This is a genomic window from Pseudomonas sp. 9.3L, from assembly GCF_058536285.1.
In genome coordinates this window covers 665,297-691,485 of the sequence record NZ_JBZUBK010000001.1, presented here as the reverse complement: position 1 = coordinate 691,485, position 26,189 = coordinate 665,297, and the positions used below count along the sequence as shown (strand labels likewise).

The 26,189-nt window shown below is 56.5% G+C and carries 35 protein-coding genes; 10 read left to right on the top strand and 25 right to left on the bottom strand.

The window, feature by feature from the left end:
* Positions 1-13: 13 nt before the first annotated feature.
* From AC4LE2_RS03065 to AC4LE2_RS03040, 6 genes are all read right to left on the bottom strand, one after another.
* Complete coding sequence (locus tag AC4LE2_RS03065) at positions 14-1,231, bottom strand: phage major capsid protein (protein WP_491824045.1); 1,218 nt, start codon at positions 1,229-1,231, stop codon at positions 14-16.
* A complete protein-coding gene (locus AC4LE2_RS03060) occupies positions 1,228-1,872 on the bottom strand; it encodes an HK97 family phage prohead protease (protein ID WP_491824044.1) in 645 nt (214 codons plus the stop codon). The genes AC4LE2_RS03065 and AC4LE2_RS03060 overlap by 4 nt, the downstream gene beginning before the upstream one ends.
* Positions 1,856-3,073: a phage portal protein gene (locus AC4LE2_RS03055; RefSeq protein ID WP_491824043.1), complete on the bottom strand. Its 1,218-nt coding sequence runs from the start codon at positions 3,071-3,073 to the stop codon at positions 1,856-1,858. Before AC4LE2_RS03055 ends, AC4LE2_RS03060 begins: the two co-directional genes overlap by 17 nt.
* A gap of 2 nt (positions 3,074-3,075) precedes the next feature.
* On the bottom strand, positions 3,076-4,761 hold the full coding sequence (locus tag AC4LE2_RS03050; protein WP_491824042.1) for a terminase large subunit: 1,686 nt from the start codon (positions 4,759-4,761) through the stop codon (positions 3,076-3,078).
* On the bottom strand, positions 4,761-5,276 hold the full coding sequence (locus AC4LE2_RS03045) for a terminase small subunit (protein WP_491824041.1): 516 nt from the start codon (positions 5,274-5,276) through the stop codon (positions 4,761-4,763). The genes AC4LE2_RS03050 and AC4LE2_RS03045 overlap by 1 nt, the downstream gene beginning before the upstream one ends.
* An 803-nt stretch (positions 5,277-6,079) precedes the next feature.
* Positions 6,080-6,418 (bottom strand): HNH endonuclease, encoded by a 339-nt coding sequence (locus AC4LE2_RS03040; RefSeq protein ID WP_491824040.1) that lies wholly within the window; start codon positions 6,416-6,418, stop codon positions 6,080-6,082.
* 100 nt (positions 6,419-6,518) lie between these two features.
* Between AC4LE2_RS03040 and AC4LE2_RS03035 the strand changes: the two genes are divergently transcribed.
* On the top strand, positions 6,519-6,743 hold the full coding sequence (locus AC4LE2_RS03035) for a DUF6434 domain-containing protein (RefSeq protein ID WP_491824039.1): 225 nt from the start codon (positions 6,519-6,521) through the stop codon (positions 6,741-6,743).
* A 126-nt stretch (positions 6,744-6,869) separates the two neighbouring features.
* Positions 6,870-7,301: a hypothetical protein gene (locus AC4LE2_RS03030; protein WP_491824038.1), complete on the top strand. Its 432-nt coding sequence runs from the start codon at positions 6,870-6,872 to the stop codon at positions 7,299-7,301.
* A 31-nt stretch (positions 7,302-7,332) separates the two neighbouring features.
* Here the strand turns inward: AC4LE2_RS03030 and AC4LE2_RS03025 are convergent, their stop codons facing one another.
* From AC4LE2_RS03025 to AC4LE2_RS02955, 15 genes are all read right to left on the bottom strand, one after another.
* A complete protein-coding gene (locus AC4LE2_RS03025; RefSeq protein WP_491824037.1) occupies positions 7,333-7,671 on the bottom strand; it encodes a hypothetical protein in 339 nt (112 codons plus the stop codon).
* Positions 7,671-8,042: a chemotaxis protein gene (locus tag AC4LE2_RS03020; RefSeq protein ID WP_491824036.1), complete on the bottom strand. Its 372-nt coding sequence runs from the start codon at positions 8,040-8,042 to the stop codon at positions 7,671-7,673. Before AC4LE2_RS03020 ends, AC4LE2_RS03025 begins: the two co-directional genes overlap by 1 nt.
* 593 nt (positions 8,043-8,635) lie before the next feature.
* The gene (locus tag AC4LE2_RS03015) at positions 8,636-9,088 is read right to left on the bottom strand and encodes a hypothetical protein (RefSeq protein ID WP_491824035.1); all 453 of its coding nucleotides are present in this window, start codon (positions 9,086-9,088) and stop codon (positions 8,636-8,638) included.
* A 118-nt stretch (positions 9,089-9,206) separates the two neighbouring features.
* Positions 9,207-9,566 carry a hypothetical protein gene (locus AC4LE2_RS03010; protein ID WP_491824034.1) on the bottom strand — a complete coding sequence of 120 codons (360 nt, stop codon included), beginning with the start codon at positions 9,564-9,566 and terminating at the stop codon, positions 9,207-9,209.
* 194 nt (positions 9,567-9,760) lie between these two features.
* The gene (locus tag AC4LE2_RS03005) at positions 9,761-10,069 is read right to left on the bottom strand and encodes a hypothetical protein (RefSeq protein ID WP_491824033.1); all 309 of its coding nucleotides are present in this window, start codon (positions 10,067-10,069) and stop codon (positions 9,761-9,763) included.
* A gap of 268 nt (positions 10,070-10,337) precedes the next feature.
* Complete coding sequence (locus AC4LE2_RS03000; RefSeq protein ID WP_491824032.1) at positions 10,338-10,727, bottom strand: antiterminator Q family protein; 390 nt, start codon at positions 10,725-10,727, stop codon at positions 10,338-10,340.
* Positions 10,724-11,011, bottom strand: coding sequence for a hypothetical protein (locus tag AC4LE2_RS02995; RefSeq protein WP_491824031.1), 288 nt, complete (start codon positions 11,009-11,011; stop codon positions 10,724-10,726). The genes AC4LE2_RS03000 and AC4LE2_RS02995 overlap by 4 nt, the downstream gene beginning before the upstream one ends.
* Positions 11,008-12,381: a replicative DNA helicase gene (locus AC4LE2_RS02990; RefSeq protein ID WP_491824030.1), complete on the bottom strand. Its 1,374-nt coding sequence runs from the start codon at positions 12,379-12,381 to the stop codon at positions 11,008-11,010. Before AC4LE2_RS02990 ends, AC4LE2_RS02995 begins: the two co-directional genes overlap by 4 nt.
* Entirely contained in the window at positions 12,378-13,166 is a 789-nt protein-coding gene (locus AC4LE2_RS02985) for an ATP-binding protein (RefSeq protein WP_491824029.1), read from the bottom strand. The genes AC4LE2_RS02990 and AC4LE2_RS02985 overlap by 4 nt, the downstream gene beginning before the upstream one ends.
* Positions 13,163-13,939 (bottom strand): helix-turn-helix domain-containing protein, encoded by a 777-nt coding sequence (locus AC4LE2_RS02980; RefSeq protein WP_491824028.1) that lies wholly within the window; start codon positions 13,937-13,939, stop codon positions 13,163-13,165. The genes AC4LE2_RS02985 and AC4LE2_RS02980 overlap by 4 nt, the downstream gene beginning before the upstream one ends.
* Positions 13,936-14,505, bottom strand: a complete 570-nt coding sequence (locus tag AC4LE2_RS02975) for a hypothetical protein (RefSeq protein WP_491824027.1) — start codon at positions 14,503-14,505, stop codon at positions 13,936-13,938. The genes AC4LE2_RS02980 and AC4LE2_RS02975 overlap by 4 nt, the downstream gene beginning before the upstream one ends.
* Positions 14,502-15,266, bottom strand: coding sequence for a BRO-N domain-containing protein (locus AC4LE2_RS02970; RefSeq protein ID WP_491824026.1), 765 nt, complete (start codon positions 15,264-15,266; stop codon positions 14,502-14,504). The genes AC4LE2_RS02975 and AC4LE2_RS02970 overlap by 4 nt, the downstream gene beginning before the upstream one ends.
* On the bottom strand, positions 15,263-15,613 hold the full coding sequence (locus AC4LE2_RS02965) for a hypothetical protein (RefSeq protein WP_491824025.1): 351 nt from the start codon (positions 15,611-15,613) through the stop codon (positions 15,263-15,265). The genes AC4LE2_RS02970 and AC4LE2_RS02965 overlap by 4 nt, the downstream gene beginning before the upstream one ends.
* Complete coding sequence (locus AC4LE2_RS02960) at positions 15,610-16,041, bottom strand: hypothetical protein (protein WP_491824024.1); 432 nt, start codon at positions 16,039-16,041, stop codon at positions 15,610-15,612. The genes AC4LE2_RS02965 and AC4LE2_RS02960 overlap by 4 nt, the downstream gene beginning before the upstream one ends.
* A 129-nt stretch (positions 16,042-16,170) precedes the next feature.
* On the bottom strand, positions 16,171-16,455 hold the full coding sequence (locus AC4LE2_RS02955) for a Cro/CI family transcriptional regulator (RefSeq protein WP_491824023.1): 285 nt from the start codon (positions 16,453-16,455) through the stop codon (positions 16,171-16,173).
* Positions 16,456-16,563: 108 nt separating this feature from the next.
* Between AC4LE2_RS02955 and AC4LE2_RS02950 the strand changes: the two genes are divergently transcribed.
* The 6 genes from AC4LE2_RS02950 (at position 16,564) to AC4LE2_RS02925 (ending at position 20,154) form a co-directional block, all read left to right on the top strand.
* On the top strand, positions 16,564-17,328 hold the full coding sequence (locus tag AC4LE2_RS02950) for a S24 family peptidase (RefSeq protein WP_491824022.1): 765 nt from the start codon (positions 16,564-16,566) through the stop codon (positions 17,326-17,328).
* An 81-nt stretch (positions 17,329-17,409) separates the two neighbouring features.
* A complete protein-coding gene (locus tag AC4LE2_RS02945; protein WP_491824021.1) occupies positions 17,410-17,712 on the top strand; it encodes a LuxR C-terminal-related transcriptional regulator in 303 nt (100 codons plus the stop codon).
* Positions 17,713-17,824: 112 nt separating this feature from the next.
* Entirely contained in the window at positions 17,825-18,178 is a 354-nt protein-coding gene (locus AC4LE2_RS02940; RefSeq protein ID WP_491824020.1) for a carbon storage regulator, read from the top strand.
* Positions 18,175-18,345 carry a hypothetical protein gene (locus AC4LE2_RS02935; RefSeq protein ID WP_491824019.1) on the top strand — a complete coding sequence of 57 codons (171 nt, stop codon included), beginning with the start codon at positions 18,175-18,177 and terminating at the stop codon, positions 18,343-18,345. Before AC4LE2_RS02940 ends, AC4LE2_RS02935 begins: the two co-directional genes overlap by 4 nt.
* 170 nt (positions 18,346-18,515) lie before the next feature.
* Positions 18,516-19,712: an Arm DNA-binding domain-containing protein gene (locus AC4LE2_RS02930; RefSeq protein ID WP_491824018.1), complete on the top strand. Its 1,197-nt coding sequence runs from the start codon at positions 18,516-18,518 to the stop codon at positions 19,710-19,712.
* Positions 19,666-20,154, top strand: a complete 489-nt coding sequence (locus AC4LE2_RS02925) for an HNH endonuclease (protein ID WP_491824017.1) — start codon at positions 19,666-19,668, stop codon at positions 20,152-20,154. Before AC4LE2_RS02930 ends, AC4LE2_RS02925 begins: the two co-directional genes overlap by 47 nt.
* Positions 20,155-20,246: 92 nt before the next feature.
* Here the strand turns inward: AC4LE2_RS02925 and AC4LE2_RS02920 are convergent, their stop codons facing one another.
* Together AC4LE2_RS02920 and AC4LE2_RS02915 are read right to left on the bottom strand one after the other, a co-directional pair.
* Positions 20,247-20,783 (bottom strand): hypothetical protein, encoded by a 537-nt coding sequence (locus AC4LE2_RS02920; RefSeq protein ID WP_491824016.1) that lies wholly within the window; start codon positions 20,781-20,783, stop codon positions 20,247-20,249.
* Between the two features lie 331 nt (positions 20,784-21,114).
* Positions 21,115-21,774, bottom strand: a complete 660-nt coding sequence (locus AC4LE2_RS02915; protein WP_491824015.1) for a hypothetical protein — start codon at positions 21,772-21,774, stop codon at positions 21,115-21,117.
* A 540-nt stretch (positions 21,775-22,314) separates the two neighbouring features.
* On the opposite strand from AC4LE2_RS02915, the gene AC4LE2_RS02910 reads away from it, so the two are divergent.
* A complete protein-coding gene (locus AC4LE2_RS02910) occupies positions 22,315-22,524 on the top strand; it encodes a DUF6124 family protein (RefSeq protein ID WP_491824014.1) in 210 nt (69 codons plus the stop codon).
* 109 nt (positions 22,525-22,633) lie between these two features.
* Here the strand turns inward: AC4LE2_RS02910 and AC4LE2_RS02905 are convergent, their stop codons facing one another.
* The gene (locus AC4LE2_RS02905) at positions 22,634-23,893 is read right to left on the bottom strand and encodes an IS256 family transposase (RefSeq protein ID WP_491823948.1); all 1,260 of its coding nucleotides are present in this window, start codon (positions 23,891-23,893) and stop codon (positions 22,634-22,636) included.
* A 154-nt stretch (positions 23,894-24,047) separates the two neighbouring features.
* Between AC4LE2_RS02905 and AC4LE2_RS02900 the strand changes: the two genes are divergently transcribed.
* A complete protein-coding gene (locus AC4LE2_RS02900; RefSeq protein ID WP_491824013.1) occupies positions 24,048-24,284 on the top strand; it encodes a hypothetical protein in 237 nt (78 codons plus the stop codon).
* Between the two features lie 16 nt (positions 24,285-24,300).
* On the opposite strand, the gene AC4LE2_RS02895 is transcribed toward AC4LE2_RS02900, so the two are convergent.
* On the bottom strand, positions 24,301-26,181 hold the full coding sequence (locus tag AC4LE2_RS02895) for a PAS domain-containing sensor histidine kinase (protein ID WP_491824012.1): 1,881 nt from the start codon (positions 26,179-26,181) through the stop codon (positions 24,301-24,303).
* Positions 26,182-26,189: the final 8 nt, after the last annotated feature.

Below are 26,189 nucleotides of genomic sequence, written 5' to 3'. Positions count from 1 at the left end.
TGGAAGTGGTCGATCACTTGGCCGTGAAGCGGCCCTTTACGAAGGCGTAAGGACGGCGAACAGCCAGGCCAAGACGTTCTTCCACCAGAACCACGCGTTGGTTCTTTACGAAGTCGTCGTTGATCCAGCCCACCTTCACGGTGTAAGCCATGCGGTCATACAGACGGGCGCCCTGTGCGAACGAACCGACAAGGAATTCGCCACCGGTAGCAGCGGTGCCGCCAGCGGCAGGGGTCCCTTCGTCCATGCTGTCGGAGACCACAACCGGACGGCCCCAAAGGATGGGAGTTACCAGACCTTGCAGGTTAGCGAACAGGTAGCGGTTGTCGGCATCCTTTAACAGCTCGATGTTCATCCAATCGAGGTCAGTCATGACCACCGCGTCAGCTGGGCGCTGGGACTGCTTACGAACCTGATAGATCGACCGGCGCACGGTATCGATGGCGGTATCACCGGTTTGGCTCAGTTGGGCGTTGAACGCGCTAGCCTGGGTCATGATGCCGTTCAGGTTGTTACCAGTACCGTCGCCCTTCAGGATCTGCCCTTCTTCCTTGAGCTTCAGGTCATAGCGAAGCAGCTCTTGGATGTAGCTGTACAACTGGGGGATATCGTCCAAGGCTTCGTCGGTAACCGGCATCCATACCGCGATCTTGCGGACGTTGTCGGTCTTCTGCTCGAAGGTCACGTCGCTGGATGGTTTGCGCTCACCCTCAGCCACCATGCCCGCGCCGCGGGTATGTAGCTTTTCAAGGAAATAGCTGTAGCTCTGGCCGGTCACCGGCGTGGTGGGGATCAGGTCTCGGATAACCAGATCCTGCCGTGGACGGTCCTGGATGATCGGGTCAAACTGAGTCGGCACCAGGCCGGCGCTGGTCAGCTTCGTTTCAGACATGGATGCCATGTCTGATTTGGTGACTTCGATCTCAGCACGTTCCTGGCTCTTCTGCTGAAGCGCTTTGTAGGCGTCGTTGCCCTTCACCAAGTCAATGAAGCTTTTCCTTTCACCGCCCTGGGTACGCAGCTGAATGCCTTTTTCCTCGAGCTTCTGCACCTGCTCGATGACGCGTTCCAATTCGCCTTTCTGGTTTTCGATCTTGGACTTCATTTCCAGCGTCACGGTGTTGCCTTTCTGCAACTCCTCGGTGACGTGGTCGTATTTTTGCTGAAGGCCCTGGAAGCCATCTTTCAGTTGCTTGTCCAGGGAATCGCGCAGCTCTTTCACTTCGCTCATTGCGAGGCTCCAAAATGGTGGGTGAACAGTGTTGAAAGTTCTTTCAGCTCATCCACGATCACCGTGGCCGCTGTACCACCATCACGGTGAACAGCGGAATAGCCGAGCGAAGCGACCGCCGCCGCTTCCTTTTGTGAAAGGCCCATGCGATCGCGCAGGGCCTTCTCGAAAAGTCTGATGTCCGATTTGACGTCGGTGATTTGCGCTTCCGGGTTCATGCCGAAAGGCACAAGCGAGGCTTCCCAGAGTTCGGCCTGCTTGATGATGCGGATGCTGCGGCCCTCGCGCTCTTCGTAGGCCGCCAGCAGCGTGTTGAAGCCGATGGACATGCTGTCGAGCGTGCCTTCCTTCATCAACTCGTACGCGTCGCGTGCATAGCTAACGCCCAGGTTCACCTTGCCCTTGAGGTAAAGGCCGTGTGCGTCCTGGGTAAAGTCTGCCGAACCCACCAGCCGCGTCAGGTCATGGAACAGGGCCAGCTTCAGCCGCCCCGCCCGGGTCGTCTTCACCTTTGTGAACGCGCCCGGCAGGATCACGTCGTCGCCCAGGTCGACGTTGTTAAACACCGCGGCATAGCCTTCGAAGTTACCGGCGTCGTCGACGGCCTTGACCTCGAATGGCACTTCAATTTTTGTCAGCATTGGGCTGCATCTCCCACCGGGTAACCCGGTTGTATTCATCGCCGGCGAGAGGCGTCTGGTTTTCCTTTTCGCGGACTTCGTTTGTGCTCATCCAGCCTGAGCCGCCTGAGCCGCCCAGGGCCGCCTGGTAGTACGAGGCTCGCGCCGCGCTGTCAGCGCGTAGAAGGCCCTCGACGACGAACTCGACAAACCGATCGGTATCGGCGTAGAGCTTGTCGTTGAACTCGTCTTCGATGGCGTCCAGGTACGGCTTGAGCCCAAACGTCACAAAGCCGCTGGTCTGCTGCTCCAGGTTCGAACCCATGATGGAGGTCTTGCTGGCCCGGTTGGCCAGGTACAGCGGAACGCCCCAGATGCCGGCCAGTGCCTCTTCCTGGAACTGCTGCGACTCAATGAACTGGCTGTCTTTCTGGGTAAGGCCGGCAGGGACTATCTTTGGTCCACCCTGAAGGATGGCAATCTTGCCCAGGTCTTCGGTATCGGCCTTGCGCACGTCAGGGAATTTCTCCATGACCTGCGCCTGCTGTTCCTTGGTGAGGAAACCGTCGTAAATGACGTAGCCTCCGGTGAAGCCACCTTTGCGCATGAACCGCGCCGACCAGTCGTGTGCGGCCTTGGCAAGGCCAATGGTTTCAGCTTGGTGCTCGACTGGCGACATACCGTTGATACCGTCAGTGCTGAACAGCTTGAAGTGCAGCATGTTCAGCGGAGACACCGGCGCGCGCTTGCCGTCCAGCGTGACGTAATAGATCAGCTGTCCCTCAAGGGTATCGACCACAACTTGGTCGGGTGACACCAGGGTGAAGCCTATGGGCTCGCCGGAATCGGAGCGTTCGATGATGGCGTAGGCGTTACCACGCAGCGCCATGTTCACGACCACGGCCTTAAGGAAGTTGAGCCGCGTCATGAAAGGGTTAGGCTTGCGCATAATTCGGCTGGCGCGGTCCTTATAGGCCACCAGCTCGCGCTTGCCGTCCTTGTCGTCGTACAGCTTGAGCGGTAGTCCGGCAACAGACTCGCTGAGTATCTTCACGCAGGCCCAGACAATGCTGATGTTCATCGCTTTGGTTGGCGTGATCTTTACGCCTGCCTTGGTGGCCTTGCCGCCTACGGTCATGTCGACTTCGACGTAGTCGCCGGTTTTCGGGTCCTCATAGCCGAACATCCGCCAGGACAGCGGGTTGTACCAATGAGATGCCATAGTCAGCCTACAAGTCCGAAGAAACCGTTGTTCAGGTAGTCATCCATCCCGCCTTTGCTTTCGGGGTTGAGCGACATAAGAGATACCGCGTTGAAGGTGGCCATTAGCGGGTCGATCTTGGCCGAGCCTGAGGCTTGTTTTGTGATCAAGATTGAGTTGCCGCGGGGCTCGACCCGGGCGTTACCGCAGCACCAGGCCATCATGGGTTGGCCGCCATGGATCAGGCCGCCTTCGGCTAGCTTGCGTTCGGTGGTCTTGATCGCGCCGCCCAGCTTCCAGCCCTGCGAGATGCCGATGATCTTGTCCTGGGGTACACCGGCTGCTACCAACGCATCCAGCACGCCGCCTATACCGGCCGGGTCGACACCGACTTGGTCAAGTAATCCGGCCTTCTCGACCCTGGCGGCAAGGTCCGCGACCTCTTCCAGGTCATCGCCGATAACCTCCACCATGGTGAGGTGGCTTTCCTTGGCGAAGTCGTGCAGCCGAGGTGCCTCGCCCTTACGCCGCTCGAGCACCGAAGGATGGGCCCAAGCATGGGTCCACAGCAGCCATTGACGCGTGGCCTTGTCCCGGCCAATCGCCGCGAAGCCCAGCAAGTCATCCAGGCCACCGCCGTCGATACCGATATCGATCACCTCACAGCGCTCGATCAGTTGATCCAGCGTCAAGCCAGGTAGCTTGGCCTGGACTTCCCAGAATTCAGCACCGGCCCAGCGATCCGAGCGAAGGGCCAGACCGATCTCGACATTAAGGTGCTTCGCCAGAAAGCCGCGGAATGACTCTTCGCCATCGATCTGCGACTGGGTAAAGCCGCGCTCAATGAACGGCTCGTCAACCGAAAGTCCAAGGTTCGGGTTGGTGATGTAGGCATTTGCCACATCGCGGTGCCCGCCGGTGTCCAGCAGGTGCTTCGGAAATTCATACAGCACCGGCAGGAACGATTTGTCGACGATGCCGCCGTCACGCACCTGGCGGGCGTACAGCAGCTTCTGCCGGAACACGCCAGCGGGTGGCGCGTCGGACTGGGTCGTAGCCCAGATGATGAAACCCTCGGGACGGGAGGCCAGGCCACCAGTTGCTTCACGCAGCATTGCCTCAGCGTTGGCACGCTTACCGAATACCCAGAGTTCGTCAATGAACACGCCGATGGCTTTTTTGCCCGATACGGTCTCGCTGTCAGCTGCCACCACTTTTAGTGTGGCGCCGGTTTCATGATGGGTAACGGTGCGCAGGTGGTCCTGCACTTTGAATAGCGCAGACAACTCTTCGTCCGCCTTCACCATGTCCCTGATGGGGATATAGGAGTTGTCCGCAATTTCCTTGGTCGGGGCCAGGATGATGAACTCACCCGAGGTCCGCCAGTTCAGCACCAGGGCCGTCAGCATGATGCCGGCGGCGATGGTGGACTTACCGTTCTTCTTGCTGATCAGTAGCATGAACTCGCTGATCATCCGCCGCCCGGTGTCCGGGTTGTAAGCGCCGAAGATGGCAGCCACAAACTCGTTCACCCAAGGCCGCACCGTCTCACACATCAACGGGCTGCCGGTGGCGTCTACCATACGCAGCGCACCAAATACCTCGAGGGCTTCCGCAGCCTGGTCAGGGAACAGAGGCTTGAAGGGGATCAGGGATTCGCGGGCGACGATTCGCTTTTCCCAGTCGGGACACGCAGTCGACCACTCCATTATTTCACCGACTGCAAGGGGCCCTTACGGGTACCGAACCGGCCTGCCGACACCTGCGCCGCCTTGTCCTTGGCCTGCTCCTTCTTGCCGCTCTCCCCTTTGCGAGGATGAACGAACGGCATCAGGGCCTTGGCCGCATCCACCCGAAGTTTTGCTTCCTGCTCCATGTCGTTCATGACGGCAAGGAGGAAGTCCTTGGGGTCGCGATGGGATAGTGCCTGGCGCAGGTTGAATGGCTCCGCATCATCCTCAGTTCCGGGTTCTGGCTGAGCCTGCGCAGGTGTCGATTCGACCTCCGGGGCTTTAACACCTTTAACAGTTTTAACAGCTGCTTTAACAGGATGCAGCGCGTTGAGCTTGTGCAGCTCAGAGATCACATCCTTGTCCTTGGCGAGCCGTGATCCTGCGGCAGAGGCAGTCTTTTCGGGACATCCAGCTGCAATGGCTGCGTCTTTATTGGACGCACCTTCCCTCACCGCCTTCACGAAAGCGCGTTTTTTGGGTGTTAAAGCCATTAACAAAAAATCCAGGAAGGAAAAAAATCTGTGCGTGCGGTCGAGGGCGGTCTAGTAAGGCAAAAAACCCATTTTTTTGACCCCCCCCTTCCTCCGGCCAAATTTCGCACCAAAAACGTGCAAATTTGGCTGAAATTGTTCAAAACGCATGGCTGGCCCGCTGCTCAGGCCGACTTCAGGCTGCAGCCGCACGCCGAGGGCGGCTTGGTGGACCTGACTTGCCTTTCCTCGGAGAGAACACGTCGTCTAGCTTCCATCCAGCGCTTAGCCGGTACTCCAAAGCATTGCGGGACAGGTTCAAGTGGCGGGCCCACTCAATGAAGCACATCGTCTTGCCATGCGCTGTGTATCGGCGCTCTGACTTCAATCTATGAGTTACGGTCATCTTGCCGAATCCGCGCTTCTGGTTGCATATGGCACAGCTTGCGACAAGGTTCTTTGGGGTGTTGTCGCTCTTCATATCATTGAGGTGGTCAACATGCATGTCATCCCAGCCTACAACCGTGGAGCACCAATGACAGTTGAATGGGCCATTCCCATGGTGGGCGTGGTACACCATCCGGTGTTCATACACTCGGCTGCTCGAATCCCGACGCAAGGGATGGTCAGGACAGTAAGCCAACTTGTAACCATGTGAATGGTCAATCAGCCCTGGCTTTACTACGACGGCACGGTCGGTAGACCCATGCCGCCGCTGCCTCATGTAGTGCTTCTCGCAAAGCCCGGCGCCTTTTCTGTTGGCCATAGCAATGCATCCAGCAACACGGCACTGAGCCGGCTGGGGATAACGAGCTTGCATAGGGTTACCTGTGTTGATCCGCGCTTTCTTCGCGCTGCTTGACCGAAGAGTGGCAATGGGCGCAGAGAGAAACCCAAAGGCTTCTGTCCCAGAAGATGTTCATATCACCGCGGTGAGGCACCGAGTGGTCCACCACGGTTGCTGCGACTATGAGGCCTGCCCGGCCGCAGTAAACGCACAGCGGCTGAGCGGCCAGGTGAACCAGGCGCGTCTTCTGCCATGCGTAGTTGTAGCCTCGCTGGCTGGCGGTGGTCTTGCCAGCCCGCCAGGTAGCAGCTGGAGCGGTGCCTACCCGATCGCCCTGGGTACTGACACGGTTGGCCAGTGTCTTGAGTCTTGCCATGGCTAGCTCCATCGTGCGCGCACGAAATGGCAGGTGGGAAGTGCGGAAAGACCACTGCTATGCTGGGTCTGCAACACAACCGATAGATCAAGGAAAGAATATGACTTTCGACTGGCACAGCGGCCCAATAGCCAGGGACACGCCACTGGACAAGAATTACCGGAACACACAAAAGGTCCGGCAATTCCTAATCGGTCAGTGCGGTCCTGCCTTCAAGTTTGATCGACCTTTCATGGCCTGGATCAAAAGCTCCTCCCCTCCGACAATGGGGGCCGTAGCGGATGAGTGGAGACGGTTGCATCGGAAAGCAGAAAGAACGCTATAGCACTGCCTGTTTCATCACACTCTCCTAGTGGCTTGGCTTAAGCCTAAGTACAGATTCAGTTCAGCATTTAGCTGCCGATATGTGGATTGGCATTACGCTTTTGTTGAGCTATCAAGGAGCTGTGTGGTGACGAAGAAGTTTGCATGCGTGGTAACACTGGTAGTAACGACTATCTTGAGCGGCTGCGTTGCGGCTCCCACTTGGACAAACCGCGGGCATCAAGTCGTTGAGGCTAAGAAGTCTGGGCTCATAAGCTGCGCGGGAGATGCACAAATTGTCGATGGCAAACGTATCCAGGCCGGGATGTGTGGCGCACCCGTATCGGGATGGATGGGTGACGGCGAACCGAAAATCGAGTTTGGCCCGTGGAACATGCGCCTGATAATAGCCCTTGCGAGTGAAACCACTAAAGGTGTCGAAAAAGATTACGACGGCAAAAAATACTTTTTGCAATGCAGTCCGACTTTCAACGCAGACAAAAGCGTTGAGGTCGGTAGAGATTGCAAGGCAACGGTAGATGGTCAACCGCTGATGAGCGTTGAATTTGTTTTCAGGTAACTAGAGACTTCGGTCGCGCGGCCTAGGTCATTTATTGGCTAACCCGGTCCACCGCCTCTACGGCCTTGTCGGCTGCCTTATTTGCGGTGTCTGCTGCCTTGTTGGCGCTGTTGGCGGCAGCCTCGACCTTTTCAGCGGCCTTGGTGGTCTTGTCCGCAAGGGTGCTGAGGCGCAGGTCACGCTGCTTCAGCGCTTCGTCGTAAGCAGAGCGCACCGAGTCTACCGACTTGACGTAGGCGGCGGCCAGGGACCACTGGGCAGCCTGGAAACCGAAGATTCCTCCGCCACCCACCAACAGAGCAGCGATCAGCCATACCTCTGCGCGCCGCCACCATAGGCGGGCGATAAATTCCATTGCGACTCTATGCATCAGGCGGCGCCCCCAAGTTGCGACCGCAACCGAGAAATCTCGGCGCTTTGAGTGGTCACCTGTTCAGTAAGTTGAGCTACCTGGCTGGTGAGGGATTCGATCTTGCCTTCCATCCGGCCAACTGCGGCGGCGAGTTCGTTTCGTTCTCTTGCAAACTGATCGGCTCGGGCATCGGATGCCAAACGAGCAGTGCGCTCTGAGTCGAGCAGTTCGTTCAGGCGGCGGACAGTGCCAATGTCGGCATTGTCCATGGCCCGGTCAGCGGCATCCTTCGAGAGGAAGCGCCGCAACCATAGAAAGCCACCAAGGATGATGCCCACAGTCCCTGTAGCCCAGGTGGCAGTGCCTGCGCCGAGGTCGGTTGGGTCCATAGGAAATCTCTGTATTTTTAATAATTGCGAAGTCCGAACGGATCATCGGCTTCGAGGTGCGATCTCATTGAGAGCTACCGACATAGGAAGGACAGCCAATGCCCCAGAGCACGACACCGCTAGCACTCAATTTCACTTCCGCAGACACGCTGGACCAATGTGCAAAACTCCAGTTTGAAGCTCTTGCTGCTTTGAATCATCTGAGAGCCGCGCTCGAAAACACTGCCGGAGACGAAATTGCTAGGTTGCAATACGACGCAAAAATGAAATGGGAAGACGCGGCCGCATATTGCTCACGAGCTTGGCTTGGAACTTAAAAAAATGCGGTGTAGGACGAAAAACGCCCTGCTATGCCAAGCAGGATGGACGCATTAAAAAAGGCGCTCGCGGCGCTCGGTAAACGGTTGGTGATTCACGCCGAAGCAGTGTGAATCCTAAAGGGTGCGGCCGGGCAAGTGATCGCAAACCTGTGCCGCACTACACCCGTAGAGCAAAGGCTAGGGTCGCACCTCAATGCACTGGGCGAACCCTTGTTGTGCCTGCTGCATGCTTGACTGACTGAACGCGAGATCTAAACAGCTCAAGACTCTAGGTCAACGACCGCTCAGTTTCTCTTGGCACTTGGCGTAGAGATACTCGTAGACCGGAGTCAGGCCCTTGTTCGTGTTGATTATGAGAGAGCCTACCAAGTCTTTTATGACTAGCTTCGCACTGTCCCCTCTCTCGATTGACAGGGAGAACATAATGAAGCTGTCTGGATCAATGGACCTGGTTTCAGCAAGGTCTAGAACCAAGGAAAAACTCATCTGCCGTCCGCTTCGAGGGAGATGCTCGAGGTCAGTAGACATAGTTAAATCATCAGCGAGTACCCCGACACTCACATTCGGCATAACCTGTGCCTGAGCATTGGTTCGCTCATCGCTAGCAAGATAGCCAGCGAATCCGCTCTCGATTGAACGAACGGTCTCCCGCAAGTCATTCCAGTAATGGTTTTCACGCGCGCGCAGCTCAGCAAACTGACTTTGCAGCACATCTATGCGAAACATTGGCACCTCGGTTTAGCTCCATGTCTCAGGATCAAAACACAACCGCTTTCGCGGTACAACGCTCTAGATCCTCGAAGAGGGCACAAACAAAAACCCCGACACGAAGGTCGGGGCTTAGTCATCTGGCAACCTGCCGAGAATGATATACGTACAGGTAAATAAGCCCGACGGGGGCAATCACGTACGCGAAGCCCCAGCAAAGCATCATGGTGAAAGCCTTCGCCGTCAACATGAACAAAGCATTGCCAAAAAATACGTTCTCACCTACCACGAATCCAATAACCCGCTCATACACGAACCGCGAATATGGGTACAGAAGGGTGAGGCCCACTGCTATTGCGATCACGCCATACTGGGTATTTTGAGACTTTAAGGCGATCGAAACGAAGAGCGCCAAAATCAAGCTCCCAAAAAACAGTTGTCGGAAGTAGTAAGCCCGCGAGAGCCCGCCAAAAGTTTTGCTGAGGAAATCGTGCATGCGTAGTCCTTTAGCTTGCTGAATAAAAAGCCGCTAAAGGGTAGCGCAGGATGGATCCGGAATCCATAAAAGCAAAACCCCGACTCAATGCCGGGGTTGTTATGTTCAGAGCGATTATCTTCTCACGCACTGAACCGCAGACTGCAAATTAACGCGGCCACCCGATCCCTGTCAAGCGGCTTCGCTGATTCGCTTCATTCATGAGAGACTTGAGATGACGTATAGGCTTTCGGCGAGTCGGCCGGTGCTTGAACAGCACTAGACTGGGCGGTGCTCGCGTAGGAAGCGTCAGTGCTGTCAAAAGCCATTTTAATGGCAGTACCCATAATGAAGAACATTAGCACACCAAAAAGTAGCCACGGGATGACGACTATTCGCGATAAGGTGGAATGCCCTTTCCTAAGCACGAACCATCCAAACACAACGGGGAAAAAGAAGATTCCCAAGCCGAGTACCAAACCCACTCGCCGCTTTTGCGTCGCAGCTGTTGTTACTTCTTTCATGTCGCACTCCATAGCGATCTAGATCAAGCGGATATTTTTCTCAGATTCTAAATTGTCAGCTGGTGAATGGAAGCCGGTTGCAATTCAAAAAACCCCTATCACACATTCCGCAAATCCAGAGACTTGCCATCGTTATCGCCGACCCGGGAGAAAACTTTAAGCATAAAAAACCCCGACTGCTTAGGTCAGGGTTCTTGGGTGTCGTGATGCGCTACATGCTGGACACGTTGCTATGAAAACAGGTGTTTATCCGCGTGGAAAGCTTTTTTTACGCAGCTTCGCGAATACTCTCCAAAGCGGCATCGATCCAGGCCACGCCCGCCTTTATCAGCTCCCGCGTCTTCGCTTCACTGAGTCCGGCCATCCTGCCTATCCGCAGAGCAGGGTGTTTTGCGCCAAAGTAGAGCCAGATGAAGTCACCCATTTGGCTGTCACGCTTAGTAAGCCGAGCCACCGCACCGTCGAGCACAAGCGCCAGGTCATCGCTCAAGGAGTATTCCTTGAATCCGCCCTCACAGGGGGTGTTATCCCGAATCAACGCATACAGGGGTGATATGTACCGCGGCACCCCCATCCCATCCATGCGCCACCACCCCCACTGCTCAAGCAACCACTCTGTATCGCCCAAGGCCTTGCCGACGTAGGTTCTTTTCTTCATGCAGCCCTCCGGGGCGTTGGCGCAGAGTTCAGACCGAATAACTCGCGCAGGAGACGGTCGGCGTGCTTGTTCTTGGCGTTGCCTTCGGCGATCCAGCCTTTGGCATAGGCTTCGAAGCCGACCGCCCCAGGCGTCCCGTGCCAATCAGCGACAATATCCATCAGGGCAGCGGAAGCTATCCGACCGTTGGTTTCCTCCAGCAACATCCGGTTGCCGACCTTGAGAAATTTCCGCTCTACGCCGGTCAGACTCTTGCGCGGAAGCGCTGCTGTGATGCTGCTCATGCTCTACCCCTCCCCGAATACCTATCTGAAAACTGCCCGCGCCCCATTTCGGCCTCTTCGTCACTTGGCATAGCCCCTTTGAAGTCCACGAACCGGCCATACTGCCCTTCCTGTTGAAGCAGGCAATCGCCGACCTTGGCGTGGCGACATTTGGTCATCAGGACCTGGGTCACCCCGTTTTGCCCTTCTTCAGTGTCAAGGTCGCGGTGAACCATCAAAATGCAGCTGGCGTCGGCCTCGATTTCGCCCGAGTCGCGTAGATCGCTGGACTGAGGCTTTTTGCCTACCCGCTTTGTCGAGTCGCGGTTGAGCTGCGCCAGTTCGATTACTGGAATGTCCAGCTCCTTGGCCAGCCTGAGCAGGGCCTTGCTGATCTGGCCAACCTCTTCTGAACGGCTCCGCCCACGCGAGTCGGCTTTGATCAGCCCGAGGTAGTCCACCATCACCCCGGCCAGGCCATGCTCGCGCTGACACTTGCGGGCGATGGACCGAATCCGCGAGGGAGTGAGCCCTGGGTCATCGTTGATGAACATTGGCGCATCACTCACCCTGGCGGCCACGCCGCTCATCCGTGCCCAGTCGTCATCGGCCAGCTTGCTCGGATCATCCAGCCGTCGTAGGTGCACACCGCCCAGTGATGCGATGGTCCGCAGGCCGAGTTCCTCGCCAGGCATCTCCAGGCTGAACACCAACCATGGTTTGCGCGCTTGAACAGCGTTGTGCTGCGCGATTTGAAGGCCTAGCGTCGTTTTCCCGCTACCGGGCAGGCCGGCGATGACCGTGACCTTCTTCGGGCGCAGACCCTGCATCAGTTGGTCCAGATGCCCCAGGCCCGTGGTCTGCCAGGTCGGGGCTCTGCCCGCGCGCTTGTCGTCGATGGTGTTCACTGCAGCCAGCACGTAGTGGCGCAGCGGCTCGTAATCCGGGGCGTCGCCTTCCAAGTCGCGCAGGTCGGCCGTAGCCTGCTGGGCCAAGGCGATGATTTCTGCCACCGGCCGGTCTTCGCTTGCGCTGTCGCGGATGATCTCCGCTGCCTCAACCACTTTCCGTAGCGCCGAGCGCTCCAGCAGCACTCGTACGAAGCCATTGATATTGGCCGCGCTGGGGGTGTTCTTAGCGATTTCACCGGCGTAGGCCAGCAGGCTATCCCCGTTTGGTAGTTGCGGGTGCTCGATACCCACGGTGACGACATCGACGGGCATATCGGCGGCGTGCGTGGTCCTGATGGCTTCGTACAGCGCTGCGTTGCCCAAGTCATGGAAGTCCCGGGTTTGCACCTTGGCCAGCACCTGGTCCACTAGGTCGGGGAACTGCATGACAATGCCCAGCACCGCGTATTCAGCCTCCAAGCTGTACAGCTCACGGCTCATACAGCACCTCGCTGGGACTCGCCCCGGAACAGCGCCACCAGGCCCCCACGCTCGCGCAGGCGATCGACGGCCCGATCACCCATGCACTGGCGAAGGTCGGCCACCCCAAGGTTGCTCACGATGATGGTAGGCAGTACGCGCTCATACCGGCCATTGATCACCTCGAACAGTACCTGCCGCTCGAAGTCCGTCCCGTGCTGAACCCCTACTTCATCGATTATCAGTAGATGCGGCTTCATCAGGTCGACATACACTTGAGATTCTGCCTTGCCGTGGCCGCCGAATGTCTCTTTCACACTGCGGATAATCCCGCCAGCCGTTGCGTAGAGGCCAGCCACCCCCTGGGCCCCGAAGTTGCGGATCACGTCTTGGAGGATTCCGCAGGCTAGGTGAGTTTTGCCGGTGCCGACCTGCCCAAGAAGCATTACCGCACGGCCTACCTCAAAGTTCTCGGCAAATGCCTGGGCGTAGCCTGTGGCGAGGCTCCATACCTTGGCATTAGCCTGATCATCGCCCGCGCGCCAGGTATCCAATGACTCGCGCTGGAATCGCAATGGGATACCAGCGTCGAGCAGGCGTTCGTTCAGCGCGCGCTGGGCGTGATCCAAGGCGCCGCCGGCCCGGATCGAGATGTCGGCAGAGTGCCGGCGGTCGAAGTGGCACCGCGGGCAGCCGTACCATACTGGCTGGCCACCGAATTGCTCCACAAGAGCGTCACCGTACTGGCCGTGCTGACTGCAATCACCCGCCCGGGCTTCGATTGTGTAGCGTGGTCGAATAGTCATTGGGCGGTCCCCGCAATCCGGTAGTTACCATTGGCGTCGAGCACAAGGCCGGCTTCGTGGTCGATATCGTTTAAATCGGTATGTCGCGACGGCTTTACTGAGAGCGCCCCAGGCTTCAGCTCGTCGTGCCACTTTTCCCCATTGAGCCAGGTAGCGGCATTGGGCACGTATTGCCCGTCATCTTTGGTCCAATCGCGGGAAACGCAGTGAGAAGCCAGGGCGGTCATCATGGTTTGGCGAAGCTCGGCAGTTGGCTTCAGTCTCTCCCAGGCTTTCACGGCGTCTTTGCGGCTTTTCTTTTTTGGGTACAGTTTCCAAAACTGATCAAACCCTTCATGTGCGCCTGTGGTGCACAAAGATTTAGGTTCATTGACTGGTTCAGAAGAGTGACTGGTTCTGGGTGCAGCTCCTGCACTACCCCCTAGTGAATCTCCTGCACTACCTGGTGCGGCTGCTTCACTAGGGTGATGAATCTCTTGCACTAGGGGTAGTGCAGGAGATTCACCCCTCAAATACAGGTGGTAGACATTCGACGAATTACCCTTTGGGCCGCCCTTGCGGAACTCTTTACGCAGCAAGCCAGACCTCTCTAGCGCCTCAATGTGGGCCATGACCGAGCGCTTACTGATCTCGCACTGGTCGGCGACATACTGGTACGACGGCCAGCATTCACCCAGATCGTTGGCATTGTCAGCGAGCTTGATCAAGACCAGCTTACGGAGGGGATTGCCGACTTTGGTTTTCATGGCCTTGACCATTAACTCCATACTCATTGCAGCGTCTCCCCTGGCTGACGCTGGACGTGCGCAACCAGCCCCATGCTCAACACAAGCTTCTTGAGCACAGTGGTCGCATCTATTACGGCAACGCGCGCTTCGCTCATCTGCAGGGCATGGGGGGAATGGCTCATGATCCCTTCTCTTACCCTGTCCGCGTAGTTGAAGGCCGCGCTGGCGAGCTCAAGCGGCGTGAGCGCTTCAAATGCCTCTGGTGGCTGCGGTGAATAGGGAACGGTGGCTACAGGGATCTGCAAAGCGGGAGGCGCCCCACCTTCAAGGAGATGCTTCCGCATGAGTTGCCAGTGCCGTGCCGACGCTTCAGTAGCAGAGCCGCCTGTCTTGCGCCTGAACAGCACCTGCAGCGCCCAAAATGCCTCAATCAATTCAAGATAGGTCTCATCCTGGAATTCGATTTTGCCACCTTCTTCAATGAAATCAGCAGCGTTGCTGACTGACTCGAAGCAGTGCAGCAGGAGGGCTGCATCCGGGAAGCCCTCGAAATAGGCCTCGTTGATTGTTTCAATGGCTGGCTTCGTGGGGAAATCGATGACTTTGCTCACAGGGCTTTCCTCCGGCACAGCTTGAACCGGCCTTGCTGGATATCGGGGTGGGTAGCGAACTGCTCGGTTTCCTGGATGCACTCGGCTACGAAACGGTCAAAAAGGCGCGTTACGTCAGCGATGGCATAAACCGGGTAAGGTTTACCGCCCTCATCGGCGTGCTTGTTTTTCACGAATCCATAAGGCCTTGGGCAATACGGCAGCTCGCGCATCACCTCATTGATGACCCAGGGCGGTATGCCGTGGCGCAGCCCAATGCGTGCACGAATACCGGTGATGGGTTCGAAACCAGCAGGCGTACTTTCGAAGAAACGTGTGTGCTCGACCTGAGCCACGCGGGTCTCTACGCTGGCTATGGCTTGCTCGCTGACCCGCTGACGACGCTCCATGTCTACCATCAGTTGCGCTTGCGCAAGGGCCTGCTCTGCTGGTGTAAGCGGGCGCTGGTAGCCACTGGTCTTGCGGATGGTTGGCAACACCTCTCCGACCACCCATTCCTCGAATGCTTCAGCCGCCGGCAACTGTGATCGCATCACTAGCCGATAAAGATCGCGCTCTGGAATCACCTTTACATGCCGAACCTGACCCGTCATTTCAACGGGACAGGTCTTAGCAGCCTTGCAGTGAACGCGGACAGCCTGATCGGTATCTGCATAGGCGAGCAACTCGGCCACATCCTTCGCGATAAACCAAAGCTCATCTTGTTGATCGCTGATCACGCGGATGCTGGTTCCACGGAAATTGAACGGGATCATGGTCATTGCGCGCCCTCCGTATCGCGATAGTCATCGTCGATACCTGGGCGCTTTCCAACGACCCCATACGAGGCGCCGAGGTGGCGGTGTCGCCAGCAATAATTGCCGCTAAATGTCTGAATCTGCTCGAGGTGCCTAGCAATATCGCAAGCCAGCTGGTTGTCATACCCTCCCATCGCCGGGATGACCTGGCACAACAGTATCTTCGACAGCTTGTCGTGCTCCTGCCGGGCAAAGTTCATTGAGCACATTTCGCGAGCATCTAATTGCGCGTCGCGCAAAACTTCTCCCTCAAGCGAGGGTTGAACGCCCCCTTGCCCTACCTGACCAACGATGATCAATGAACCGTTCATACGTCACCCCCGTGCGCGCCACAAAACCGCACCTGTACCTTTTGTGGCGCGGGTTCAAGATCCAGGCCAACGAAGGTACCCACTGACTCATCGATGAGCTGGCTAGCATCGAAGGTGTTCAAGTGTCCGTCGATTCTCAGCAGCTTATAATTCGTGGCCAGGCAGTCAGCATTCCAATCGTCATAGTCACAATGACGTCCGACCGCCTGCCTCTCGATCCAATCAGGAAGCTGCTGATGAATCCGTGCCTCTTGTAAAAAGGTCCACCATCTGCAGGCGTGTGCACGCTCAGCTTGCAGCAAGGCGACGACAACTAAACGTTGCGCTGGGGTAAACTCGATTTGAGCCCACGCTGGAAGCCCTACGTCGGCGTTAACCTCAGCAAGGTCTTGCACCCCGTGAGGGGTAATGCTATTTTTTGGGTGCATCAGTTCGTCCTCCACAGACGAAGATTTGAAAAAGCCCACGCCAATGGGCTATTAGGAGCCCGGCCGCCAAGCCGGGTTTTTGCTGCCTGCGATTTAGCTAGCCAGTCAGCAAATATGGAATGGAGCTATTCACGAACGGATCTCCAGGCTGTATGCATGAACAGGTCTATTGGGCGCTTTCTCCTTAGTACCGGAGGAACTAATCTGTTCGCAAGTTTGGCCAAGTGGATAACGGCGTTGGCTTGGAAAAGGCTTCTCCTCGATAGCGGAAATCGAACCGTCAACGGACTCGTCAATGAAAATCGTCCGTCCTTCACGAATCGCTTTACTGAGCGCCCCTTGGGTCATACCCAGCTGCGCAGCCGTCCACGCATGACGCTTGGCGGCGTATTTCGATAGTGGTGTACGTTCCACGGTCCTCTACTCCGTAGCTCTGAGCTGTACAAATAGTGCTTGCGGGATTTATCAATGTCAATGCTAGCGGCATTTGAATTTGAATCCCGCTAGCCATATGGTCGCGCCATGAAAAAGAAACCATTGCCTCACGACCGCGTCGATGAATGCTCAGCGCTGAAGGAAATCTTCATGGCGAAGCGCAAGACGCTCGGGCTTACTCAAGAAAAAGCGGCAGCGGCACTTGGCATGAATCAAGGCTCGTTCAGCCACTACCTGAATGCCAGAAACGCCCTGAATGTGGAATTTGCGGTTAAAGCCGCCCGCTTGCTGCAGGTGAAAGTTTCGGATTTCAGCCCGAGGCTGGCAGAAGTAATTGATGGTATGGGCGAGGTTGCCGCTACCCTGAATGAGCAAGCGCTTAAGCACCTCGACGATTTCGCCCAGGTCGTCGAATCGAATGTTGTTCCCGTCGACAGACCTTGGCGATTACCCCGGAGGTATCCACTGATTAGTTGGATTGCGGCAGGCGCCAGGGCCGAGTCGCCTACAAACCTGGTTCCAGAGAATGCGGAACAGTATTACCTTTCGACCGAAAACGCTGGAGATTCTGGGTTTTGGCTTGAGGTAAGAGGATCTTCGATGACGTCAGTTTCGAACCCAAGCTTTCCTGAGGGCGCTCGGATTCTTGTGCAACCAGAAGGGTTTGATCTGATCAGTGGAAAGTATTATATCGCGCAGCACCGCGATGGAGAGACGACCTTCAAGCGTTATGTCTGTGACGCAGGGTCGGAGTATCTCGTGCCCTTGAATCCTTCGTTCAAGACGGTAGACATGGACCATGACTGGAAAATCATCGGCCGTGTGGTTGATGCAAAAATCCCAGGCCTTTAAAAATAATCCCGCAGGGATTGACAATTAAAAGTCCCGCCAGCACTATTAGCCCATCTTCTAGGGTTAATGGAGCTGTCCATCATGAACTATGTCATTTGCGGTCTCTGGCACGGCCTGCTCGGTAAGGGCCTGGCTGAGCGGGAGATGCGCTGTCTTCTAGCCGTGGCTGCAGGCTACACCGACAAAGAGATTGCTCGCCAAGACGGTCTTTCACCGCGCTCGATCAAAGGCCGTATCGAATCGGCCATGTTCAAACTCGGCGTATTCAAACGTTCGGCGCTAGTCGCAGAAGCGATCCGCCTCGGTCTTATTGGGTTTGCCATCAGCCCTACACCAGATCCACACGACAAGACCCAAACCAATCAGGACATTTTTATCGCCTGACGCTTAGGGCGTCAGTGCAGTGGGCATCATGCGGTACCCAGTGTCGTGACCCCTACCCTATTTTGCGAAAGCCACGGATCGCGGTAGGCCACCGGCTTGCCTGGAGAAAGCCATGCTCATACTCAGCCGCAATATACAAGAAACCATCGTCATCGATGGCCGCATTCGCGTGACCATCATCGGGTCCAGCGGCAAGCAGGTTCGCCTGGGCGTGGATGCACCGCAGGGGGTGCTGGTTGACCGTGAGGAAATCCACCAGCGACGTATTGCTGAGCCCGCTGCCAATCGTGCTCATGTGCGCGCAGTCGAACCAGATCCGCGTGACATCTACGCCAAGGTTAACCCCTGCGGTTGCAGCTTAGAAGAGCTCAGGAAGGACCGTACTGGCTTCGTCGATGATCGCACCCATGCTGACTATCTGATTTTCCTGGCAGGCTACCGTGCAGCCCAGGGCGGTGCAGCATGACTCTCACCCAACGCCTTCTCGCGCTGTGGGAAGCGTTACAGCATCGCGAGACCACCTTTGCCCAGGTCCTAGACTTGTCCGCCGCTTGTGGCATTGATGGGCGGCGCGTACTAGCTGACCACTTCCAGTACCAGCGGGCCCTGGCGCTGGTGTCGTTCGAAGCGTAGGCAGGAGGGGTACCGATGCGCTACATGACCGTCAGGAAATTCGCCACGGAGTCTGGCTACACAGAGGACGCGATCCGCTCGAAGATCCGTGATGGCATCTGGCGGCTCGGTGAGATATGGAACAGGGCGCCGGATGGCCGGACCCTTATCGACGTGGAAGGGTATGAAAGATGGGTAGAGATGGGCGGGGAGTTCGGGCTGTCTCCGATACGAGTATCGAAATCACGTTCATGTATCGGGGCGTCCGGTGCCGGGAGCGTATCGCGCTCAAGCCCACCCCCACTAATCTGAAGAAGGCCGAGCAGCACAAGGCGGCGATTGAGCACGCGATTTCCATTGGCGCCTTCGACTATGCGGTGACCTTCCCGCGCTCAGCCAGGGCAGCTAAGTTTGCGCCGGAGGCCTCCAGGGAAACTATCAACGGGTTTCTCACCAGGTGGCTAGACGGCAAGCGCAAGCACGTAGCCAGCAGTACGTTCGAAGGCTATCGGAAGGTAGTGCAGCAGCGGCTGATCCCTGCCCTGGGCGACCACATGACCGTCGACCTCAAGCGGAAGACCATCAGAGACTGGCTAGACACGCTGCAGGTGAGCAACAAGACCCTGAGCAACGTCCAGAGCTGCCTGCGCTCAGCGCTGAACGATGCGGTCGATGAAGAGCTGATCGAGACCAACCCGCTGGCCGGCTGGACGTACTCAAGGAAAGAGACGCCACCGCGGGTGGATGATGTCGATCCTTTCAGTCCCGAGGAACAACAGGCAGTCCTGGGCGCCCTCTCAGGCCAGGCTCGTAACATGATGCAGTTCGCGCTATGGACCGGCCTGCGCACTAGCGAACTGGTAGCGCTCGACTGGGGTGATATCGACTGGTTGCGTGAAGAGGTACTGGTAACCCGCGCAATGACCCAGGCGGCCCGGGGGCAGGCCGAGACAACTAAGACTGCAGCCGGGCGGCGCAGCGTGAAACTGCTACGGCCGGCCTTGGAAGCGTTGAAAGCGCAGAAGGCACACACGTTCTTAGCAGATGCGGAGGTTTTCCAGAATCCTCGCACACTTGAGCGCTGGGCTGGAGACGGACCGATTCGTAAAACGATGTGGGTGCCCGCAATGAAGAAGGCCGGCGTCCGATATCGTCGGCCGTACCAAACACGCCATACGTATGCGTCGATGATGCTATCAGCTGGTGAGCATCCCATGTGGGTCGCAAAGCAGATGGGGCATGCCAGTTGGTTGATGATTGCCCAAGTCTACGGTCGTTGGATGCCATCTGCGGATATCACTGCCGGTAACAAGGCAGAAGAACTTTGGAGTGCGAAACCAGATGATAGAAATAATGCTAAGGGGCAATTTGATCCTGCTGCTGGATGACCAAGATGCTTGGGTGGCAGAGAACTACAGCTTGGTAGCGGACCAACGTGGCGGGACTTGGTATGCCCGAGCGCAAGAAAAAGGCGCCGGTGCAGCACGGAAGCCGAAGCACTACCTGCATCGCCTACTTATGGGGTTCCCTGAAGGAATGGACATCGACCACCAGGACGGCAATGGTCTTAACAATCAAAGAACCAATCTGCGAGTCGCGACCCGCGCCCAGAACAGTCTGAACCGTGATCGTTCCTCTACCAACAGTTCTGGGTTCAAAGGAGTTTTCTGGAACGCTCAAAGAGCCAAGTGGTACGCGCGACTTACCGTCAGTGGCGTGGCCAGGAAGCGCGGGTATTTTTCTACTCCCGGTGACGCGGCCCAAGCCTATGATCAACTGGTGAGAGCCCATGCATCAGAGTTCGGTCGTCTCAACAGACATGGACGATGATCGCGCGGGTTTATGGTCGCTGGATGCCTGCTACTGACGACAAAGCAGGCGCGAAGGCCACAGCAGCTTTTGGAAGCATAATGCCAAAGCAGCTACTTGAGAATAAAACCGTCTAAATTAGACATAAGTGCAAAACCTTTTTTATCGGGAGGAGACTCAATACGAACCAAATAAGAGCCGCCTATTTTGTCAAGCAGCAATCTCTTATCAGAAGCATCTTTTTCAGCTGAAAAAATTAATTCTGGATTTTTTTCTTCAAATATTTTACTTACCCTAACAGCTGCGAAATATTGTGGCATGCTTAGGGAGTTAAGAGCTAAAAAACCTATAACAATTACGCTCCAAGGACGTGATAGACCTCCATTAGAATATAGCCAGGAGCGTGCAAGAATTGCAAAACAAATAGAAATCACAATGACGGTAGTTATGCACAAAGTATTATTCACATAGCTTACAGGCAACCACTTCACACCATCGAAGAGCTCACTTCCCGGTTTATCCCCCGTATTAAAAGTTATAGGCGCCAACCCTAGCGCGATCATTACTTTCTTAATCCACTCAAATAGGCTTTCAGCATAAAAAGAAAGATATATAAATATAAAAGCCGCAACGCAAACAGAAAACATCATGGTTAAACTATGTGAGAGTATGTCCGATGGCTGCACGAGCGGACTTATCCAACTGGCTCCCGCTCGACGGAGGAACGACATTATTTGCACAAATCCCAAAAGGTAAGCGTACGGCAGGAAGATCGTTACTATAACTGCAAGATCACTGAAAACGATACGCCGTTGGGCTAAGGGTTTGGCCCTATTTACCATTTGCATCATGAAGCCTCGTAATCCAGTTCAAGTTTTGTAGATCCCGACCCTGGCTAACGAGTTAGAATAACTCTAATGAAACCGTTAGAGCCGAACTCTTAAGATCATATTAATTAATCTGTTTAAAAATCTTTTAAAACTAAACCCCATAGACAACCCGATTCATCCTAAACACAAGACCCTGGATAAAGTCATGGCAGCCTCTCGCATATCGTGGCGAAATTGGCCGAGAGGAATTATTTTGCTCAATATCGCCTTCGTGAGCTATTTGATTCCGACGCCTCGCGTAACCTGAAAGTATTCTTTTTAGATCATCTGATGAGGTCTTAGGGCCCTGCCATATATTAGAAATCTCTAAAAATATGTCATTTATCCCAATAAGCTGAAAACCTAATAATATCTTTTCTGGAGCCTGATAAGATATATATGACAGATTTTCTCGCAGCTTCTCAGTCAGTCTTTGAACGGGATTCGGATTATTTATATAATCCAAGACCGAAACAAAACCCCTTCCATCTTTGACTTGGACTAGAGTTGAGAAAATCTTAGCCATTTCATCTGGAGGATTGCCAGACTTGAGTAACAACGGCGCGCGATCGATGATCACCGCGTGGATATAGGCATCCAGGGCTGAAATGGACATGACTACAGATGATCGAGGCATCCAAAGCAGATCCTCATTTTCAGCGTCCAATCTACCCCTTGTGCCGAGCCCGCGGGATTTCCTAAGCTCCGTGTACATCTTGTAAAGGTGCAATGCACCTTCGATGCTCGACTCGAACCGTCCTTTGGCGCTCATCCTATCCCTCCATGAAATACGTACCGTACAATTTAAGGCAGCAAGATTCAAAATGACAGCTTTATGGCAGCCTTCTGCCCGCAAGCCAAGCCATATGCGATCTAGACGGGGGTTCAAATCCCCCCGGCTCCACCAAATCCAGAAAGAAGGCACCTTAGGGTGCCTTTTTTTGTGGCTGCGTTTTGCTGGTCACCAACCAACCCGTAGCAGCCGGGCTTGCCCGCGACCGCCCGCGCCTATACCTCGGGCCCTACTCCACACCCACCTTGCCCACTCCCCTTCACCCCGCTACCCTTGCACCCGTCGTTGCCAAATCAACGACCTGGGCGTAGGAACCCGGAACAAAACTAGGCGCGCACGTGCCAACCGTTTCGCCTGCAAGCGTTCATTCGCTTTTGCAGCACGTTATGGCAGCTGTGCGCGGGCACGCTCACGCGTGGCCGGTTGCCTAGAGTTCCGGTATTCCTACCCCGCGTATAGCTGCCACCCCAAAGCCCGTAGGAAGGCCCGTGGCAGCTCCATAACTCTGGGAGCAACACCATGACTCACGACATTCCAAATTTGAGCCTCGAACAGCTGCTTTGCGAGGCTGACGACCTCCTCCGCTGCGCGAGGGCGACTGCTTATGAGAGCGCTGATAACCAGAGAGGGGATCTGCGCGACCACGCGTTTGCTGCGGTGCACTTGATTGAAATGGCGCGGGGAAAACTGGAGGTTGCGTTGCGGGTTCAGGGGGTTGGGGAGGGGTAGTTTCAGGGGTTAGATCGGGTGTATTGAAATCACATTCATGTATCACAAGGGGCCTGTCAGATTTTTTGTGTGCGGGCCGGTAACGGCCTGCCGTTAGGCAAGCCATGCTTTACCAGGTCGGCCTGATAAATCGATCTCCGTACAGAACCGCGAACTGATTCATCGCGTTTTTCCAATCATGGGCTGCGTTGCCCCATTTGGCCGTGATATTGCGTAACCCCAGCCAGATCAGCTTGGTCGCGGCCTCGTCGGTCGGGAAGTGACCTCGGGTTTTAATGATCTTACGCAACTGCGCATTGATGCTCTCGATGGCGTTGGTCGTATAGATCACTTTGCGGATGGCAGGCGGGAACACAAAGAAGGGAATCACTCGATCCCACGCGCGTCGCCAAGCCGCCACGACTGTGGGGTACTGCTTGCCCCAGGGCCCATGTTCAAAGGCATCCAGCGCCTGCTCGGCCGCTTCGGCGGTGACCGCCCGATAGATCGGCTTAAGTGCCTTGGCCAATTCGCGGCGCTTATCCCAGGCCGCGTAATCAAGGCTGTTGCGGATTAAATGAACAATGCAGGTCTGCAAGGTCGTCTTTGGAAACACGGCGCTGAGGGCTTCTGGCATGCCCTTGAGGCCATCCGTCACCGCGATCAACACGTCTTCGACGCCGCGTGTCTTGAGGTCGTTGAAGACCTTCATCCAAAACTTGGCGCCTTCCGTGGTTTCGATCCAGATGCCAAGGATATCGCGGGTTCCGTTGGGCAATACACCCAGCGCCAGGTAGATCGCCTTGTTACGGACCAGCCCCTCTTCACGGATTTTGACCCGCAGGGCATCGAAGAAAATAACGGGATACATCGGCTCCAGGGGCCGCTGTTGCCACGCGCCGATCTCTGCCATGACCTCGTCAGTTACAGAGCTGATGAAGTCCGGCGACACGTCCGTGCCGTACTGCTCGCAAAGAAACGCACGGATCTCTCTGACGGTCATGCCACGGGCATACATGGCGATGATCTTGTCGTCAAAACCGGTGTAACGTCGCTCGTGCTTGGGAATCAGGATGGGGGAGAAACTGCCATCTCGATCACGCGGAATCTCCAGCCGAATCGGGCCATCGCCGGTTAGAACCGTCTTGCCGCTTTTACCATTGCGCTGGTTGGTTTCATCCTCCGGCCGCTGCGCGCCCGATGGATAGCCCAGATGGTGACCGAGTTCGGCACTCAGGGCGCGCTCGATCAAGGCTTTCTTAAACGCCGCAGAGGCCATCTCGATGGCATCAGCGGTCATCAACCCTTCACCGAAAGACTCAAGCAGCTCTTTCGGGATTTTGGGCAGATCTCTCAGTGGTTGGCGCGCAGGTTTCTTTTTGGTCGGCATACATGCTCCTTTTGCTCATGTTATGCCCGAACACAAAATTTCTGACAGTCCCCCGGCCCAAGCCCACAACCTACACAAAACAACCCAACGCGCATTCCCCCACCCAATCCATAGTACCCTTACCCCCACGCTCCCCTTCTAAAGGCCCCACCCCATGCAAGACGAACGCCTAGACGCCCTGAGAATCCCCAAGGCCCAGCGCACGCCCATCGAGCGGCTGCTCCGCGCCCTGGACGACGCCACTACCCCGGAGAAAGTCGCCGAGGAAGCCGAGATCCAGATCGAGTTCGTGAAAGGTTTGGAAAGCGACAAGAAATTCCCGAAAACCAGCATCGAAGGCCTGTACATCTTCTTCGACGATGCCGTACAGGAGCGCCTGGCCCAGCTATAAGCCAACTGCGCCCGCCCTACTCCACCCCAACCGCCACCTTGGGTAAGTACAAGCACATGCAGGTGCCGCCTTCATCGCTGGCAGCAATGGCCACGTGGCCGTTGGCCTCGCTCACATAGCCGTAGATCATGGCCAGGCCCAGGCCGGTGCCTTTGCCGGTGGGCTTGGTAGTGAAGAAGGGTTCGAAGGCGCGGGCCTGTACGTGGTCGGGCATGCCGGTGCCGGCATCACTCACGCACAGAGCGATATAGGTGCCGGCGTCGCTGCCTTGCATGGCGGGCGCGAGGGCGGTGGTGATGTGGATGTTGCCGCCCGTGGGCATGGCGTCCCGTGCGTTGATAACCAGGTTGAGCAACGCGTTTTCCAACTGGTTACTGTCGCCGTATACGTCGGGGAGTGGTTCGGCCAGGTGGGTGGTGAGGCTATAGCCTTCGCCCACGGTGCGTTGGATGAGGTCTTCCAGCGAGTGCACTAAGCCGTTGAGGTTCACGGCCTGCAACTGCAATGGCTGCCTGCGTGCAAAGCCCATCAGGCGCTGGGTCAGGGTGGCGGCGCGCTGGGCCGAGTTAAGTGCGCCGTCCAGGTAGCGATCAAAGTTGTGGGTGCGCCCTGCCTCCAGGCCACGTTTCATCAGGCCCAGGGTGCCCATGATGGCGGTGAGCAGGTTATTGAAGTCGTGGGCGATGCCGCCTGTGAGCTGGCCGATGGCGTCCATTTTCTGGGTTTGGCGCAGGCGTTCTTCGGTGTTGCGCTGGTCGGTCACGTCGCGCCCGATGGCGTACACCTCTTGGGCATACGCCACGGCCGTCCAGGCAATCAGGCGGTAATCGCCACCGCGGCCCACAACGCGCACGTCAAAGTCCACCGTAGGCTCGCCCTGGGCGAGGCGGTTCAGCTCTTGCGCGACGCGGGCTTGGTCATCGGGGTGCACGCGCTGCTGGATGGCCATGCCGTTACGTTTGTAGTCGCCCCAGTCGAGGGCTTTTTCAGTGGCGGCGTTCAGATTAATGAGCGTGCCATCGGCGCTCAGCACCACCATGAAGTCCTGCGTCAGCCGCCAGACGCGGTCGCGCTGCAGTGTTTTCTCGGCGAGGGCGTGTTGCAGGTCTTGGCGGTGCTTGGCCAGCGATAACTCGGCACGCTTGCGCTCGGTAATGTCGTAACACAGGCCCAGGTAGCGGGTGGCTTGGCGGCTTTCTACTGCAATGGGCTCGCCCTGACGCGCGATCCACCGCTCCTCGTGGGTATCGAGGTGCAGAATTCGATACTCCTGGTAGTGCAGCGGGTGGGCGCCGAAGACTTCAGCAGTGATGTCCAGCAGGGGCCGGTCTTCAGGGTGCACACGGGCGAGCAGGTCGCGGATGGGGTAAATCTCGCGCGCGTCCAGGCCCCAGATCAGGCAGAACTGTGTCGATACGCTCACCAGCCCTTCTTCAGGGAAGATCTCGAAGGTGCCAATGCCGCCGATGTCCTGAGTCAGGCGCAGCTGCTCGGCCATCAGCCGCTCTTGGGTGCGGTCCCGAAGAATTTTCGAGTACCCCACCAGCTTGCCGTCGTGCCGCAAGGGCAACAGTTGCCCTAAGGCCCAGAAGTAATCGCCGTCGGCCTTAATATGCCACCGCTCGTTGATGGCGCAGCCTTCCCTGGCGGCCAGGTGCATTTCGGTTGCGCTGCGGCCGATGGCTCGGTCTTCTGGGGTGAAGAACAGGTCGATGTGTTGGCCAATCGCGTAATCGGCCGTCCAGCCGAGCACTTTTTCGGCGCCGGGGTTCCAGGCCACGATCACGCCTTGCAGGTCGGACACGATAATTGCGTAGTCGCCGGTGCTGTTAAACACCAATTCGTGAAGGTGGGGTGAGGACAATACCGCGGAGGAGTTACATGGCGCCTGGTGCATGGTGACGA